At 65.0% G+C, this 16,987-nt stretch carries 12 protein-coding genes; 8 read left to right on the top strand and 4 right to left on the bottom strand.

Annotated features, from left to right (window positions below):
* Positions 1–58: 58 nt before the first annotated feature.
* Entirely contained in the window at positions 59–1,489 is a 1,431-nt protein-coding gene (locus tag ACE10X_RS31735; protein ID WP_051002859.1) for a hypothetical protein, read from the bottom strand.
* Positions 1,490–1,921: 432 nt separating this feature from the next.
* On the bottom strand, positions 1,922–2,359 hold the full coding sequence (locus ACE10X_RS31730) for a nuclear transport factor 2 family protein (RefSeq protein ID WP_038383404.1): 438 nt from the start codon (positions 2,357–2,359) through the stop codon (positions 1,922–1,924).
* A 124-nt stretch (positions 2,360–2,483) separates the two neighbouring features.
* Here ACE10X_RS31730 and ACE10X_RS31725 point away from each other — a divergent pair, with 124 nt between their 5' ends.
* The 5 genes from ACE10X_RS31725 (at position 2,484) to ACE10X_RS31705 (ending at position 9,084) form a co-directional block, all read left to right on the top strand.
* Entirely contained in the window at positions 2,484–3,053 is a 570-nt protein-coding gene (locus tag ACE10X_RS31725; RefSeq protein ID WP_038383405.1) for a bifunctional transcriptional activator/DNA repair enzyme AdaA, read from the top strand.
* A gap of 423 nt (positions 3,054–3,476) precedes the next feature.
* On the top strand, positions 3,477–5,036 hold the full coding sequence (locus ACE10X_RS31720) for a 2-isopropylmalate synthase (protein ID WP_038383406.1): 1,560 nt from the start codon (positions 3,477–3,479) through the stop codon (positions 5,034–5,036).
* Between the two features lie 285 nt (positions 5,037–5,321).
* On the top strand, positions 5,322–6,311 hold the full coding sequence (locus tag ACE10X_RS31715) for a LysR substrate-binding domain-containing protein (RefSeq protein WP_375763368.1): 990 nt from the start codon (positions 5,322–5,324) through the stop codon (positions 6,309–6,311).
* 229 nt (positions 6,312–6,540) lie between these two features.
* Positions 6,541–8,166 carry a hypothetical protein gene (locus tag ACE10X_RS31710; RefSeq protein WP_051002862.1) on the top strand — a complete coding sequence of 542 codons (1,626 nt, stop codon included), beginning with the start codon at positions 6,541–6,543 and terminating at the stop codon, positions 8,164–8,166.
* 279 nt (positions 8,167–8,445) lie between these two features.
* A complete protein-coding gene (locus tag ACE10X_RS31705; RefSeq protein WP_038383418.1) occupies positions 8,446–9,084 on the top strand; it encodes an HD domain-containing protein in 639 nt (212 codons plus the stop codon).
* Between the two features lie 19 nt (positions 9,085–9,103).
* Here the strand turns inward: ACE10X_RS31705 and mobA are convergent, their stop codons facing one another.
* Entirely contained in the window at positions 9,104–9,736 is a 633-nt protein-coding gene (gene mobA / locus ACE10X_RS31700; protein ID WP_375763367.1) for a molybdenum cofactor guanylyltransferase MobA, read from the bottom strand.
* The gene (locus tag ACE10X_RS31695) at positions 9,729–10,613 is read right to left on the bottom strand and encodes a formate dehydrogenase accessory sulfurtransferase FdhD (RefSeq protein ID WP_038383414.1); all 885 of its coding nucleotides are present in this window, start codon (positions 10,611–10,613) and stop codon (positions 9,729–9,731) included. Before ACE10X_RS31695 ends, mobA begins: the two co-directional genes overlap by 8 nt.
* A gap of 183 nt (positions 10,614–10,796) precedes the next feature.
* Here ACE10X_RS31695 and glp point away from each other — a divergent pair, with 183 nt between their 5' ends.
* From glp to fdhF, 3 genes are all read left to right on the top strand, one after another.
* Complete coding sequence (glp, locus tag ACE10X_RS31690; RefSeq protein WP_038383415.1) at positions 10,797–12,050, top strand: gephyrin-like molybdotransferase Glp; 1,254 nt, start codon at positions 10,797–10,799, stop codon at positions 12,048–12,050.
* Positions 12,051–12,257: 207 nt separating this feature from the next.
* Positions 12,258–13,970 (top strand): NAD(P)H-dependent oxidoreductase subunit E, encoded by a 1,713-nt coding sequence (locus tag ACE10X_RS31685; RefSeq protein ID WP_304557625.1) that lies wholly within the window; start codon positions 12,258–12,260, stop codon positions 13,968–13,970.
* 36 nt (positions 13,971–14,006) lie between these two features.
* A complete protein-coding gene (gene fdhF, locus ACE10X_RS31680; RefSeq protein WP_375763366.1) occupies positions 14,007–16,793 on the top strand; it encodes a formate dehydrogenase subunit alpha in 2,787 nt (928 codons plus the stop codon).
* Positions 16,794–16,987: the final 194 nt, after the last annotated feature.

The following is a 16,987-nucleotide window of genomic DNA, read 5'->3' as shown; positions in this document are numbered from 1 at the left end:
GCCTTGTCTTGCGGCTTGTCGAAGCCGTCGACCGACAGATTTTCCGGCGGCAGGCTGTTCAGCCAGAACTGGCCGCGGTCGCGGAACGCGGTCGAGATGCGCGGATGCAGCCCGCGATGATGGTGGTGAAGCCGACCGCCTCGGACGAGGTCAGCGCTTCCTTGTAGGGCAGCGGCAGCACCAGCGGATCGCAGCCGAACACCTGCTTCGCCATCGCGGCGACGCGTTGCACGATCCAGCCCTGGCGATAGTAGTTGTACATCACGAAGATGCCGTCCGGCTTCAGCACGCGGCGGACGTCCTGGAAGGCCTGTTCGGTGAACAGATAGCTTTCCAAACGAATGTTGGCGTAGCCGCTGTGCAGGATCAGCGAGTCGACCAGCGCGTAGACGACCAGATCGTATTTGCGTTCGGTGGTGCGCAGGAAATGCCGGCCGTCGTCGAGATGTGGCACCACCCTCGGATCCTGATACGGCTTGTCGGAGTGGTTGTGGATGCCGATGTCCTGGATCACGGGATCGATCTCGACCGCATCGATGCGCTCGACGCCGAAACGCAAGGCATGCGCCAGATCGTTGCCGGAGCCGGCGCCGATGATCATGACATCCTTGAACGGCGTGCCGCCGCTGTGCTTCTGCAGCAGATGGATCAGCGAATAGGACGAGCCGCGTTCGCTGAACGGCATCATTTCCTGATGGCCGATATTGTTGACGGTGATCACGTCGTTCGATCTATTCCAGTCGACGGCGTAATAGGGCGACCAGCGGTTTTCATGGACGTCGGAACTGTCGGTGCCGGTATAGATCCCGGTAAAGGCCGCCACGATGACGAGCGTCGCGAGGCGAACGATCGACAGGCCCTTGTCCTGATAGAGCAGGTAGGCGATCCCGACGAAGCTGACCAGAAACCAGAGCAATGGCGGTGCCTGCGCGAACGACAACAGCGAGAATCCGATGATGCCTGCAAGGCTGCCGCCGATGTTCAGGGAATAGCCGGCGACGCGATCGGGATAGGCGTCGAAGGCGCGGCCCAGCGTCTGGCCGAGGCCGACGAACATCAGTGCGATCAGGACGAAGAACAGCCCGGCGATCGCCTCGATCGGCACCACGAATGTCGCGAGGTCGGGCTTGCGGGCTTCGGTGCCGAAAAACACTTCCTGCGGCGATGCCTGATGGCCGACGTCGACCACCAGCCCGCCCCAATTGGAATATGCCACCATGATCAGGAACGCGCTGGCAAATGTCAGAAGCGCCACTCCGGGAAACAGTCCAAGCCAGTTGGTGCCGCGACGCGCGGCAAGGCAGCCGCAGGACATGCCGAGGAAGGACGCGAGCAGAACGACATTGGTGAAGAACTGAAGGAAGACGACCTTGGCCGCGAACCAGCGGATGCAGGCCAGTTCGAGGAACAGGATCAGGAATCCGACGAGGAAGAGGTTGAAGCCGAATTGTCGCTGATTGAGCCCTGCGGCCGCGTTTGTCTCGGACATTGTCCCCATGTCTCCTTAACCACCAAAGTCATCGCCCGGATCGCCGGCCCAAGCGCCGGCGACACCAGGTGGCCGTCTTCTCGGCCCGTGATGTGAGTCCGCTTCGGTCTTGCTGAAATCCGCTCGAACCCGTTCAGCACGCCCCTGTCCGCAACACCCTTGCGCGTGTTGCGTCCGCGTCTCGGCGAGAACGGCCGGTGCTTCGTTCGATGCACCCTTGGCATCCGGCCGTCGCCCGCAGACTAGATGCAACCTGTTGAGCAAAGGTTGATAGATTCGGACAAACACGCGCCGTGGTTGTCTTCGGTCGAGGTCATGGTGTCGTGGTGTGGGAAGGGTTCCGCTGCGCTGTTCCGGGAACCCGCTCGGCGCTGCGTCCCCTCACGCGAGTTCTGACGAAGTCGCGCTACAGTCCGCGTCAACCGTCAGTCGTCACGCCGCGGTTTCTCCGAACACCATCTGCCAGCCCTTGCGGGTATCCATGTATTCGCGCACCTGCTTGATGCGGCCGGCCTCGATGACGAACACGAAGCAGTAGTCATTCTCATAGCGCCGGCCGTCCGGCAGCGTCGCGCGCATGCGCTCCTCGACGATGACGCTGTCGCCGTCGGCATGAACGGCGCGGAACGCGATGTCGATCTCGGAGAACAGGCGGTGCATCTCGGTCGAGATGAAGCGGGCGATCGCGTCAGCGCCGATCATGTGGTCGGCGTGATCGAGCGCGACCGCGGTGGCGTTGCGGGCGGGCGCGATCCATTCGGCATCGGGTGCGAACAGCGCGGCGATCAGCTTGGCGTCACGGGTCCTGAAAGTCTGCCAGGCGTTGAGGACAATTTGCTTGCTGGTTTCCCTGGCTGTCGGGTTGGTCACGGCGATGTCTCCGGGTTGATCGATCGGATCGATCTAGGTCAGCGCTGCGGGTCGCGCTGGCCGGAATCGGACCTCATCACCTTGGGCCACTTTCCTCGATCGCGCGATGCGCTAGACTCGCCCCATGCTCAGCTTCGATGTCTGCAACGCTGCGCGGCTGCGGCGCGACGCGCGCTACGACGGCCGCTTCTTCACGGCGGTGAAGACCACGCGGATCTATTGCCGTCCGGTCTGTCCGGTGAAACATCCGCTGCCGCGCAACGTCACTTATTACCCGACCGCCGCTGCGGCTGAGGCGGCCGGCTATCGGCCGTGCCTGCGCTGCCGTCCCGAGACTGCGCCGTTCTGTCCGGCCTGGAACGGCACGCGCTCCACGGTTGCGCGTGCGCTGAAGCTGATCGACGGCGGCGCGCTGGAGCGCGGCTCGGTCGCAGCCCTGGCCGACCGGCTCGGCATCACCGCGCGCCACCTCGCGCGGCTGTTCGAGCGCCATGTCGGCGCCAGCCCGCAACAGGTCGCGACCACGCGCCGCGTGCAGCGCGCCAAGCGCCTGATCGACACCACCAACGACGCGATGACCGCGATCGCCTTCCGCGCCGGCTTCGGCAGCGTTCGCCGTTTCAACGCCGCCTTCGCCGACCTCTACGGTCGTTCGCCGTCGAGCCTGCGCGCATCTTCGCGCGGGCGGAGGTGAGGGGACGAGAAAGGGGTGGAACGCGCCTGGCCATGCGGCAATGATAGGTCAACCCACCTGACCATCTTTACCCATTGCGGCGGCTTGCCATAATCGTCTAGAACGACGGCGCATAGCGCATCCCGGCAACCAACCGTCAATGGTTTTGTCCGAGGATTTTGGCGCTCAACAGGGTCTGGCAATGCTGATTCGCGGCCAAATTGATGGGATCTTTGGGGAGGTGGCCCAGGCTACCGCCACGATCCCTGCCGCAGCGCCCACCCTGCTTATTGGCGGCCTTCTTCTTACCTGCCCCTGAGGGCCGGCTGGGCGTTTGCGCCTGGGCACTCAGGGGTTTGTACGAGATCACCGAACCCTGATATCGCCCAAGTAATTGCTCAAGGAGCAACATGACGGGCGCAAAAGCTTAAAGGAATTTCTGACATGGCCACCGCGAACAAGTCCGAGAAGGACCGCGTCATCATTTTCGACACCACCTTGCGCGACGGCGAGCAGTGCCCCGGCGCCACCATGACCTTCGAGGAGAAGCTCGAGGTCGCCGAGCTGCTGGACGACATGGGCGTCGACGTCATCGAGGCCGGCTTCCCGATCACCTCGGAAGGCGATTTCCAGGCGGTCAGCGAGATCGCCCGCCGCTCCAAGAACTCGGTGATCGCGGGCCTGTCCCGTGCCCATCCGGCCGACATCGACCGCTGCGCCGAAGCCGTGAAGTTCGCTCGCCGCGGCCGCGTCCACACCGTGATCGCGACCTCGCCGCTGCATATGCGGGTGAAGTTGAACAAGACCCCCGAGGAGGTCATCGAGACCTCGGTCGCGATGGTCGCCCGCGCCCGCAACCAGATCGACGACGTCGAATGGTCGGCCGAGGACGGCACCCGCAGCGAGATGGACTATCTGTGCCGGATCGTCGAAGCGGTGATCAAGGCCGGCGCCACCACGGTGAACATCCCCGACACCGTCGGCTACACGGTGCCGGAGGAATACACCCACTTCATGCGCACGCTGATCGAGCGTGTGCCGAACTCCGACAAGGCGATCTTCTCGGTGCATTGCCACAACGACCTCGGCATGGCGGTCGCGAACTCGCTGGCCGGCGTCGTCGGTGGCGCGCGGCAGGTCGAGTGCACCGTCAACGGCATCGGCGAGCGCGCCGGCAATGCCGCGCTGGAAGAGATCGTGATGGCGATCAATGTGCGGAACGACAAGTTTCCGTTCTGGAACAAGATCGACACCACGCAGCTCACCCGCGCCTCGAAGGTGGTGTCCGCGGCCACCTCGTTCCCGGTGCAGTACAACAAGGCGATCGTCGGCCGTAACGCGTTCGCGCATGAGAGCGGCATCCATCAGGACGGCGTGCTGAAGGACGCCTCGACCTACGAGATCATGCGGCCCGAGATGGTCGGCCTGAAGCAGTCCTCGCTGGTGCTCGGCAAGCATTCCGGCCGCCACGCCTTCATCCACAAGCTGGAGGAGATGGGCTACAAGCTCGGCGCCAACCAGCTGGAGGATGCCTTTACGCGGATGAAGGCGCTGGCCGACCGCAAGAAGGACATCTACGACGAGGACATCGAGGCGCTGGTTGACCAGGAGATGGCGGCCGCCCACGACCGCATCAAGCTGACCTCGCTGACCGTGATCGCCGGCACCCATGGCCCGCAGCGCGCGACCATGAAGCTCGACGTCGACGGCCAGATCAAGATCGAGGAGGCCGAGGGCAACGGCCCGGTCGACGCCGTCTTCAACTGTATCAAGCGCCTGGTGCCGCACGAGGCCAAGCTGGAGCTCTATCAGGTGCACGCGGTGACCGAAGGCACCGACGCGCAGGCCGAAGTCTCGGTGCGTCTGGCCCATGAAGGTCGCTCGATGACCGCCCGCGCCGCCGATCCGGACACGCTGGTCGCCTCCGCAAAGGCCTATCTCGGCGCGCTGAACAAGATCGTGATGAAGCGCCAGCGCGACGTGCCGGCCAAGGCCGCGGGCTGATAGGCGCGATCAAAGCATTCGGAAACGCGGCGCTTCGGCGCCGCGTTTTTGTTAGGGGCCTATCCAACCCCGTCATCCGCGTGCAAAGGCGAAGTCTTTGCGCGGGGGTGGCGGTGAGGAACTGCACTCGTAATGACAGCTGCGGGTGACCGGTTGGGATAAAAACCGCCCAACTCGACCATTGTTGGAATCCTATCCCAACAATCCGCTCCATCCCGCACTGCTTTGGAATCTTCCGCGCCATCTCCAGCGCTACGCTGCGTTCTTTCCCGGGGAACGCCGTCCATGCCGATCTCCTCCATCGTGACAGACCTTCCGCGCGCCGCCACGCCGGCGGAGACCGCGCTGACGCGACGGGTCGACCTGACAACGCTTCGCCTGTTCGTCGCGGTCTGCGACGAGCAGAACCTCACCCGCGCCGCGCAGCGCGAGGGGATTGCGGCGTCGGCGGTGTCGAAACGGATGAACGATTTCGAGCTGGCGTTCGGCGTCACGCTGTTCAAGCGGCTCGCCAAGGGCATGGCGCTGACGCCGGCCGGCGAGGCGCTGCTGCACCACGCCCGGGTGACGCTGCTCAATGTCGAAAAGATCGCGGTCGAGCTGTCGGAATATTCGCAAGGCGTGCGCGGCCATGTCCGCATGCTCGCCAACCTCTCGGCGATCGTGCAGTACCTGCCCGAGGATCTCTCCGCCTTCTTCGCCGCGCATGAATTGCTCCGCGTCGATCTGCAGGAGCGGCCGAGCGGGCAGGTGGTGCGCGGCATCGAGGAGGGCGCAGCCGAGATCGGCATCTGCTCGGCCGAGGCCGACAGCCGCGCGCTCGAGGCCTTCCATTATCGCTACGACAATCTGGTGGTGGTGATGCGCGCGGACCATCGGCTGGCCGGCCGCGAGACATTGCTGTTCACCGAAACACTCGATTTCGACCATATCGGCTTGCATACCGCGAGCTCGATCTATCTGCGCTCGCAATATGCGGCGACGCAAGCCGGCAAGGCGATGCGGCTGCGCATCAATGTGCCCGGCTTTGATGCGGTCTGCCGCATGGTGCAGGCCAATATGGGACTCGGGCTGATCCCCGACCGCGCCTTCAAGGTGGTCGGCGCCGGGATGGGCCTTCGTGCGATCCCGCTGCGCGACGATTGGGGACGGCGCGAGCTGAAGATCGTGGTCCGCGACACCGCGCATCTGTCGGCAACCAGCCGTCTGATGCTGGACTATCTGCGGGCGATCGAAACGGATCGGGTCGGCCGGGTTGGCGGACGGGCCAGCTAAGCGATCAACGCGAAGCGTTTGCGCGGCGATCATGCTCGAACCATGAGTCATGGCGCGGTGACGATCCGACCAAATCTCATCGCCCGTTAGCGTCTCCCGCATCGGCGGGCACGCGAGCCGCGAGATTTCCGGAACGTGAACACGAGCTGCGGCAATCTGTCACACGAGTGTTGTGATCGGCCCCGTATGAGGAACCCATTCCAACTTTCAAAAAATGGGGGGTCTTCGCATGTTCAAATCAATCGCCAAATCGCAAACAACTCCGGAAACATTTCGCCGCGCCATTGTCCGGCGCCTGATCGCGGGCACGGCGCTCTCACCGGCGCTTTTTGCGGTCCATCCGGCACTGTCCCAGACCGCGGGCAATCCGCACGAATTGCTGATCAGCACCGCAGTCTACGCGGGCAACCCATCGACCGTTACCGTAGGCCAGACGCTGCCGACCGGCGCGACGGCTGTGGCCGACGGCAGCTATCCGGGGGTCTTCAACAACGTGGCCGTCGATTCGAACTTCGGCGTGACCGCGCCGGTCGTGATCAAGAAATTTCATATGGAAGGCCGTCGCCTGCGCGAAATCGGCGCGCTGACCGTCCCGGCGGATGTGGCGGTGACGAGCTTCAGCTCCAAGTCTGAACTGTCGCTGCATTTGTCGCCCGACGGCATGGCCGTGACGTTCATGGGCTACGACGCGGCGGTGAACCAACTGGACGTCTCCAACTCCAACTCGCCGAACCACGTCGACCCCACCAATCCGGACACCGGCGTGCATGCGCGCGTCGTCGCGGAGCTGGATTTCGACGGCTCGCTGCACCGGACCAAGGTCAACATCTATAGCGGCGACAATGGCCGCGGCGCGATCCGCGCCAACAAGGTCAATGGTACCCAGGCCGACCAGTATTTCACGGTCGGCAATGCCGGCAACGGCAGCGGCACCCAGCCGGTGCTTGTCGTCAATGACACCGGTGTGCAGCTCGCAACGCCCGGTGTCGATGGTTCCGATGCCGTGGTTGGCGTGCAGCAGGGCACGCCCGGCAGCAAGAATGGCTTCCAGTTCGGCTTCTCGGTTGCCCAGCTTGGCTTTGCCGCTGACAAGTCCGGCAAGGACGATAATTTCCGCGGTCTCGCGATCTCCGGCAACACGCTCTACGTCACCAAAGGCAGCGGCAGCAACGGCATCAACACGGTCTATCAGGTCGGCCAGCCGGGCGTGCTGCCGACCCGCGAGACCGCCGCCTCGACGGCGTTCAGCATTCTTCCGGGTTTCCCGAGCAATCCCTCGGCAAACTCAGGCGCGAACGGCTTCTATCCCTTTGGCATTTGGTTCGCTAACGCGACGACGCTTTATGTCGCCCAGGAAGGCGACGGTAATCTCGCCGACGCCGCCACGTCACCGACCGCAGGCCTTCAGAAGTGGGTGTATGCCAACGGCAGCTGGAGCCTTGCCTACACGCTGCAGAAGGGCCTGAACCTCGGCACGCTCTATCATGTCAATGGCTACCCGACCGATCCGGCAACCGGCGGCCTGCGCAACATCACCGGCCGCGTCAACCGCGACGGCACCGCGACGCTTTTCGCGGTGACGTCGACCGTGGGCAACTCGGTCGAGCCCGGCGCCGATCCGAATCAGGTGGTCGCCATCACGGACAAGGTCGCGGCGACGACGCTTCCGGCGAACGAAGTCTTTGACGTCGTTGTGCCGGCGGCGTTCGGCATGGTCTATCGCGGCGTGTCGTTCGCTCCCGTCAATTGCGATGGCGATCACGGCCGAATGAAGGATAATGGCCGTGGCCACGACGGCGGCAACAACGCGCAGGACGACGCCTGCAGCCCGACCCGGATCGCTGCGGGTCACTGACCGCCGCGACCCAGCGGAGCCTGTGCCGGCTGCTTCCGGTCAGGCTTCGCCCGGATCAGGCCAGACGCGATCGGCTGAGCCCGATCGCGCCTTCCGTATTGCACCAGCCTCACGATCTCCCTGAAGAATCTTCATGCAGCGGGGGCCTTCCGGTTGCCGCTTCGCGGATTAGGTAGTGGGTAAGATTCACTGCAGCGGAGTGCCGGCGCGCATGAATCGCGACGCCCTTGGCCGTCCAGTGCATCCTTCCGGCACGCTACTTAGGGCAGGAGTGCGATGATGGCGGACACGATTTCCGGCATTCGAATCCCGGACAGCAAGATCGCGCGGGAGGCCGCCGAGCTGGTGCGGCAATACGAGACCGAAATGTTGTTCAATCACTCGGTCCGCGTGTTTGTGTTCGGCGCGCTCAAGGGCGCCAGGCAAAATCTGAAGTTCGACCCTGAACTGCTTTATGTTGCCGCGCTGTTTCATGATCTCGGCCTTGTCGATCATTTTCATACCGAGGCCAAACGGTTCGAAGTCGACGGCGCCGATGCGGCGCGCAAGTTTCTCAGGAGCCACGGCATCGCCGAGCCCAAGGCGGACCTGGTGTGGGAAGCGATCGCCTTGCACACCACGCCCGGCATTCCGCAATACATGCGGCCGGAAATCGCGCTCACCAATGCGGGCGTATTGGTCGATGCCGTCGGCGTCGGATACGATGACTATACGGCCGAGCAGCGCGACAGCGTCCTTGCCGCGTTTCCCCGCGGCGATTTCAAGAACGAGTTCATCGAGGTACAGACCTGCTCGGCCCTGAAGAAGCCGCAGACCACGTTCGGCACCGTCAATTTCGACTTCGTCGCGGAGCGCGATCCCGCCTTTCACCGGCCGAATGCCTGCACCCGGATTCGCAACACGCCGTGGCCGAGCTGATCCGGGCGGTCGGCGGTCATCATCCGCCGTCGAGCGCGGCGAGGCGATCGGCTTCCGCGATGTCCTCGACGGTATTGGCATTGAAGAACGGATCGAGCGGCTCGGTCGGCCACTCGACCGTTGCGAGCGGATAGCGCGCGGTCCAGCGGTCGATCTTGCGCACGTCCTCGACGACCAGCGCCTGGCGCAATTCATTCCGCAGGCGGACGCTCCAGAGGCCGATGACGGGATGCGTCTGCCCGCCGGATGAAGCGACCGCGAGCTCGGCATTGTCAGCCGCGCGTGCCTGCACGAGGCGCGTGACGAGATCGCGCGGCAGAAACGGACAGTCGCCTGCGGCGCTGAGCACCCATTGCGCATCGGGCCGGTTGGCGGCGGTCCAGTCGAGCGCGGCCAGGATGCCGGCGAGGGGACCGGGATAGTCGGCGACATCGTCGGCGACGACCGGAAGGCCGAACGCGGCAAATCGCGCCGGGTCGCCATTGGCATTGATGATCAGCCCACTGCATTGCGGGGCGAGACGGTCGATCACCCGTTGCAGAATGGTGCGGCCCGCGATCTTGCGCATCGGCTTGTCGCCGCCGCCCATCCGCCGCGCGAGGCCGCCGGCGAGCAGCACGCCCGGGACGGCGGTCCCCGGAATATCAGTCATTGTCGGTCTCGCCCTTGCGCTTGTGACGCATCGATTCTTCTTCGACATAGTCGAGGTTCTGGTCGTAGACGATCCGCTCCTGGCCGGACAGCGCGATGAAGCGCTTGCCGCGGGCGCGCCCGACCAGCGTCAGGCCGACCTGCCGCGCCAGATCGACGCCCCATGCCGTGAAGCCGGAGCGCGAGACCAGGATCGGGATCCCCATCCGCACCGTCTTGATCACCATCTCCGAGGTCAGTCGGCCGGTGGTGTAGAGAATCTTGTCGGCCGGATCGACATTGTGGCGATAGATCCAGCCCGCGATCTTGTCGACGGCGTTGTGCCGGCCGACGTCCTCGGTGTAGCACACCGGCGTCGCCTCCTTGCACAGCACGCAGCCGTGAATGGCGCCGGCTTCCAGATAAAGCGACGGCATCGTGTTGATGGTGTGCGTCATCCGGTAGAGCCAGGAGGTCCGCAGTTCGGCCTTCGGCAGCGCGACCTTCTCGACGGCTTCGAGCAGGTCGCCGAACGCCGTGCCCTGGGCGCATCCCGAAGTCTGCGTGCGCTTCTTCAGCTTAGCCTCGAAATTGGTGTGGTGCGCGGTGCGCACCACGACGACCTCGAGATCGTCGTCATATTCGACCTCGGTGACGACGTCGTCATATTTGAGCATGTTCTGGTTCAGCAGGTAGCCGAGCGCGAGGTATTCGGGATAGTCGTTGATCGTCATCATCGTGACGATCTCCTGCGCGTTGAGGTACAGCGTCAGCGGCCGCTCGACCGGCACCTTGATCTCGGTCCGTGCGCCGGTCTGATCGACGCCGACCACGCGCTCCGTCAGGCGCGGATCGTCCGGATCAGGAATAATGATGGGAGCGGTGGTTTTCTCGGTCACTGCTGGACGTCCGAATGGGTTCACATGACAACGGAGCTGGGGATATAAGCACGTTCGGAGACTGACTGGCGACCCTCCGCCGCGTCGCGGGAACTGCCATCGATCGGTCCGGCTTTAAGGATAACGCGCAGTTCGGATCTGGGTCGAACAAATCTTGTCGATGGCCGAGGACTGAGGGAGATCATGGCGCAGCTTTCGGACGACTGCTTCGCGTTCGGCGGACCGATGATGTCGGTCGACGAAGCCGTCGCGATCATCGCCGCGCGGGTCAAGCCCGTCGGCGAGACCGAAGCCGTTGCCCTGGTGGATGCGGACGGACGCATCCTGGACGGCGACATTGTCGCGCCGCTTGCGCTGCCGCCGTTCAGAAATTCCGCCGTCGACGGCTACGCGGTATCCGGCGCGGACCTGCCGGCGAGCGGCGAGCGCGCATTCCCCGTTGCCGGGCGGGTGCAGGCGGGAGCGTCGGCGCAGCCGGCGCAGGCGGGCCAGGCGGTGCGGATCTTCACCGGCGCGCCGATGCCCGATGGCACCGACACCGTGTTCATGCAGGAAGACGTGCGGATCGACGATGCGGGAAACGTGATCCTGCCGTCCGGCCTGAAGGTCGGCGCCAATGTGCGCCCGGCCGGCGAGGACATTCCGCGCGGCCACGTCGCGCTGGCATCGGGACGGCGCCTGCGCCCGCAGGATATCGCGGTCGCCGCGGCCTTCGGGCTCACCACGCTCGATGTGGTGCGGCGGCTGCGCGTCGGGGTGTTCTCGACCGGAGACGAACTGGCTGCGCCCGGTAGCGCGCGCACCGAAGCGCAGCTGTTCGATTCCAACCGCTTCATGCTGATGGCGATGTTGCGGCGGCTTGGTTGCGAGGTCGGCGATCTCGGCATCCTGCGCGACGAGCGGGCCGAGCTCGCCGCTGCGCTCAAGCAGGTCGCGCGGCGCTACGACCTGATCCTGACCACGGGCGGGGTCTCGACCGGCGAAGAGGACCACGTCAGGGCCGGCATCGAACAGGCGGGCTCGCTGGTGCTGTGGCGGATGGCGATCAAGCCCGGCCGCCCGGTGGCGATGGGAATCATCGACGGCACCCCGCTGATCGGTCTGCCCGGCAATCCGGTGGCGAGCTTCGTCACCTTCGTCCATGTCGTGCGGCCGACCGTGCTGGCGCTGTCGGGCGCGGTGCCGTCCCCCTTGCTGCCGATGCCGGTGCGGGCCGCCTTCAGCTACAAGAAGAAGAGCGGGCGGCGCGAATATGTCCGCGTCTCGCTTCGACGGGCGGCGGACGGTGCGCTGGAAGCGAACAAGTTTCCTCGCGAGGGAGCCGGCCTGCTGTCGTCGCTGATCGAGACCGATGGACTGGTCGAACTCGGCGAGTCCGTGGTGCGGGTTGAACCTGGCGATGCCGTCGGGTTTCTCGGCTACGCCGACCTGCTGTGAGAGCTGAAACGCGGTCGAGACCGCGCAGCGCGACGAGCGCGCGATAGCAAAATCAGATCGCCCGATAGGCAAACATAAACAACGGCCTACGCGGCAACCCGACGCTGCTAGAGGCGTTCTAAAACTGCTTGCCTCTGGCATACCAGAGAATACAGTCCGTCGAAGCAGTGCAATTCACGCAAAGCGTGGTTCCCAAGGCGAGGCTTTATGAGTCGAGACGACGTTCACAAGGTTCGTGCGTTCGAGCATCCCGGACAGGGCAGGAAGCGAGCGAAGGCCACGCCCAAGGGACGCCAGGTCGACCCTGTGGCCGCCCATGAGATCGAGGCGCTGCTCGCCGATCGTCCGAGGCGGCGCGACCTCCTGATCGAGTATCTGCATCTGATCCAGGACAAATACCATCAGATCTCGGCGGCGCATCTTGCCGCGCTCGCCGACGAGATGAAGCTGTCGTTCGCCGAAGTGTTCGAGACCGCCACCTTCTACGCGCATTTCGACATCGTGAAGGAAGGCGAGCCTGACATCGCGCCGCTCACCGTGCGCGTCTGCGATTCGCTGACCTGCGCGATGCTCGGCGGCGAACAGCTGTTGAAGGATCTGCAGAACCGCGCCGGTCCCGGCATCCGCGTCGTGCGGGCGCCGTGCGTCGGTCGTTGCGACACCGCGCCCGCTGCCGAGGTCGGCCACAACTTCGTCGATCATGCGACCGTCACCAATGTGCTGGCGGCGGCGAAGAACGGCGACACCCATGTGCACCTTCCGCCATATGTCGGCTACGACGCCTATGTGGCGGGCGGCGGATACCAGCTGCTCGCGCGCCTGCGCTCGGGCGAGTTGCCGCGCGAAGACCTGCTGAAGGCGCTCGACGATGCGTCGCTGCGCGGCCTCGGCGGCGCCGGTTTTCCGACCGGTCGCAAGTGGCGCGCGGTGCTCGGCGAACCCGGTCCGCGATTGATGGCGGTGAACGGCGACGAGGGCGAGCCCGGCACGTTCAAGGACCGCTATTATCTCGAGACCGATCCGCATCGCTTCCTCGAGGGCATGCTGATCGGCGCCCACGTGGTCGAGGCGCCCGAAGTCTACATCTATATCCGCGACGAGTACCCGGCCTGCCGCGAGATCCTCGCGCGCGAGATCGCAAAGCTCCCGCCGGGTGGTCCGACGCTGCATCTGCGGCGCGGCGCCGGCGCCTATATCTGCGGCGAGGAATCCTCGCTGCTGGAATCGATCGAGGGCAAGCGCGGCCTGCCGCGGCACAAGCCGCCATATCCGTTCCAGGTCGGGTTGTTCGGCCTGCCGACGCTGATCAACAACATCGAGACGTTGTGGTGGGTGCGCGATGTCGTCGAGAAGGGCGCCGACTGGTGGAAGAGCCACGGCCGCAACGAGCGCCACGGCCTGCGCAGCTTCTCGGTGTCGGGACGCGTCAAGGATCCCGGCGTCAAGCTCGCTCCCGCCGGCATCACGCTGCGCGAGTTGATCGACGAGTTCTGCGGCGGCATGGCCGACGGCCATACCTTGCAGGCCTATCTGCCGGGCGGTGCATCCGGCGGCATCCTGCCGGCGTCGATGGACGACATCCCGCTCGATTTCGGCACGCTGGAGAAATATGGCTGCTTCATCGGCTCCGCCGCCGTGGTCGTGCTCTCGCAGGTCGATGACGTCAGGGACGCCGCGCTGAATCTGATGAAGTTCTTCGAGGACGAGAGCTGCGGGCAGTGCACGCCGTGCCGCGCCGGAACCGAGAAGGCGGCGCTGTTGATGCAGCAGCCGGTCTGGAACAAGGAACTGCTCGACCAATTGAGCCAGGCGATGCGCGATGCGTCGATCTGTGGCCTCGGTCAGGCGGCCTCCAATCCGCTGACCTCAGTGATCAAATATTTTCCGGACGGCTTTCGTCCGCAGCAAGCCGCCGAGTAGGCGAGGCCGAGCAGACGAATTTCGACGAGGATTTGAATGAGCAACAATCAGAACTCAGGCCTGACGATTCAGTTCGAGCTCGACGGCCGGCAGGTCGAGGCGCGGGCCGGCGAGACGATCTGGCAGGTCGCCAAGCGCCAGGGCACCGAGATCCCGCATCTGTGCTATTCGCCCGCGCCGGATTACAGGCCGGACGGCAACTGCCGCGCCTGCATGGTCGAAATCGAAGGCGAGCGCGTGCTGGCGGCGTCCTGCAAGCGGACGCCGACGGTCGGCATGAAGGTGAAGTCGGCCAGCCAGCGCGCCGTCGCGGCGCAGAAGATGGTGATGGAGCTGCTGGTGGCGGACCAGCCGGCGCGCGAGACTTCGCACGATCCGGACTCGAAATTCTGGCACTGGGCCGAGAAGACCGGCGTGACCGAAAGCCGCTTTCCCGCGACCGAGCGCTGGCACGCCGACACCAGCCATCCGGCGATGAGCGTCAATCTCGACGCCTGCATCCAGTGCGGTCTCTGCGTGCGGGCGTGCCGCGAGGTGCAGGTCAACGACGTGATCGGCATGGCCTACCGCAACCACGATGCCAAGATCGTGTTCGACTTCGACGATCCGATGGGCGAATCGACCTGCGTCGCCTGCGGCGAGTGCGTGCAGGCCTGCCCGACCGGCGCCCTGATGCCGGCCGTCATGCTTGACGACAAGCAGACCCGCGTCACCTATCCCGACAAGAAGGTGGATTCGCTCTGCCCGTATTGTGGCGTCGGCTGCCAGGTCACCTACCAGGTCAAGGACGAGAAGGTGATCTATGCGGAAGGCCGCGATGGCCCCGCCAATCACAACCGGCTCTGCGTCAAGGGCCGCTTCGGCTTCGACTACATCCATCACCCCAATCGCCTGACCAAGCCGCTGGTGCGGCTGCCCGGCGTCAAGAAGGATGCCAACGACCAGGTCGATCCGGCCAATCCCTACACCCATTTCCGCGAAGCATCCTGGGAAGAGGCGCTCGACCTCGCCGCGGCGGGCTTGCGCAAGATCCGCGACGAGAAGGGCGCCAAGGCGCTGGCCGGCTTCGGCTCGGCCAAGGGCTCGAACGAGGAAGCCTATCTGTTCCAGAAGCTGGTGCGCACCGGCTTCGGCTCCAACAATGTCGACCACTGCACGCGGCTGTGCCACGCCTCGTCGGTGGCGGCGCTGTTCGAGGGATTGAGCTCCGGCGCGGTGTCGGCGCCGTTCGCGGCCGCGGCCGACGCCGAGGTGATCTGGGTGATCGGCGCCAATCCGACCGTGAACCATCCGGTCGCCGCCACCTACATCAAGAACGCCGCCAAGCGCGGCGCCAAGCTCTATGTGATGGACCCGCGCCGGCAGACGCTGTCGCGCCACGCCACCGAGCATCTGCAATTCAAACCGGGCAGCGACGTCGCGATGCTGAACGCGATGATCCACACAATCATCACCGAAGGCCTGACCGACGAGCAGTACATCGCCGGCTATACCGAGGGCTATGACGAGCTGAAGGCGAAGATCCAGGAGTTCACGCCGGAGCGCATGTCCCAGATCTGCGGCATTCCAGCGGAGACGCTGCGCGAGGTTGCGCGCGCCTATGCCCGCGCCAAATCGTCGATCATCTTCTGGGGCATGGGCATCAGCCAGCACGTCCACGGCACCGACAATGCGCGCTGCCTGATTGCGCTGGCGCTGATCACCGGCCAGGTCGGCCGCCCCGGCACCGGGCTGCATCCGCTGCGCGGGCAGAACAACGTGCAGGGCGCCTCCGATGCCGGCCTGATCCCGATGTTCCTGCCGGACTACCAACCGGTCGGCCGCGACGACATGCGCGGCGCCTTCGAGAAGCTGTGGGGGCAGGAGCTCGATCCGGTGCGCGGGCTGACCGTCGTCGAGATCATGAATGCAATCCACGCCGGCGAAATCCACGGCATGTATGTCGAGGGCGAGAATCCGGCGATGTCCGATCCCGACCTGCAGCACGCGCGCGAAGCGCTGGCCAAGCTCGATCATCTCGTCGTGCAGGACCTTTTCGTCACCGAGACCGCGTTCCACGCCGACGTCATCCTGCCGGCTTCGGCGTTCGCCGAAAAGTCCGGCTCCTTCACCAACACCGACCGCCGTGTGCAGCTGGCGCGCGAGGTAATCAAGCCGCCGGGCGATGCAAGGCAGGATCTCTGGATCATCCAGGAGATCGGCAAGCGGATGGGGCTGCCCTGGAATTATGCGGGGCCGGGCGAGGTCTTCACCGAGATGGCCGAGCTGATGCCGTCGCTGAAGAACATCACCTGGGAGCGCCTGGTGCGCGAGGGCGCGGTGACCTATCCGGTCGACGATCCCGACAAGCCCGGCAATGAGATCATCTTCACCACCGGTTTCCCGACCGAGAGCGGCCGCGGCAAGATCGTGCCGGCCAAGGTGATCCCGCCGGACGAGTTGCCCGACGACGAGTACCCGATGGTGCTGTCGACCGGCCGCGTGCTCGAACATTGGCACACCGGCTCGATGACGCGCCGTGCCCAGGTGCTCGACCAGATCGAGCCCGAAGCGGTCGCGTTCATGACCCCGAAGGACATGCGCAAGAAGGGACTCGCGCCTGGCGACTTCATCCGTCTCGAGACGCGCCGCGGCGCGGTCGAGGTCAAGGTACGTGCCGACCGCGACGTGCCCGAGAACATGGTCTTCATGCCGTTCTGCTACGCGGAGGCGGCGGCGAACCTGTTGACCAACCCGGCGCTCGATCCGTTCGGCAAGATTCCGGAGTTCAAGTTCTGCGCGGTCCGCGCCGAGAAGATCGATATCCGGACCGCGGCGGAGTAGCGGTCCCGGGACGAAGCGTGGAGGGCGAACCGGCCGACCCGGCTACTCGCTCGCCCGACACGGCACCGCAGGCACCGTCGATCGGTATCCGCTCAGAGCATAAGAGCGGACGTCGCTGCGGCGTGGACGCATGTCGCCCGTTGCCCCAAGCGGAGGTGTTTGAGGGTCCGGAAGTTGCCATTTCCACGAAAACT

Origin of the sequence: Bradyrhizobium sp. Pha-3, from assembly GCF_042258325.1 — a bacterium.
Taxonomy (GTDB): domain Bacteria; phylum Pseudomonadota; class Alphaproteobacteria; order Rhizobiales; family Xanthobacteraceae; genus Bradyrhizobium; species Bradyrhizobium elkanii.
Note: the sequence above shows the minus strand (reverse complement) of the source record. Positions and strands in the feature narration are given on the sequence as shown.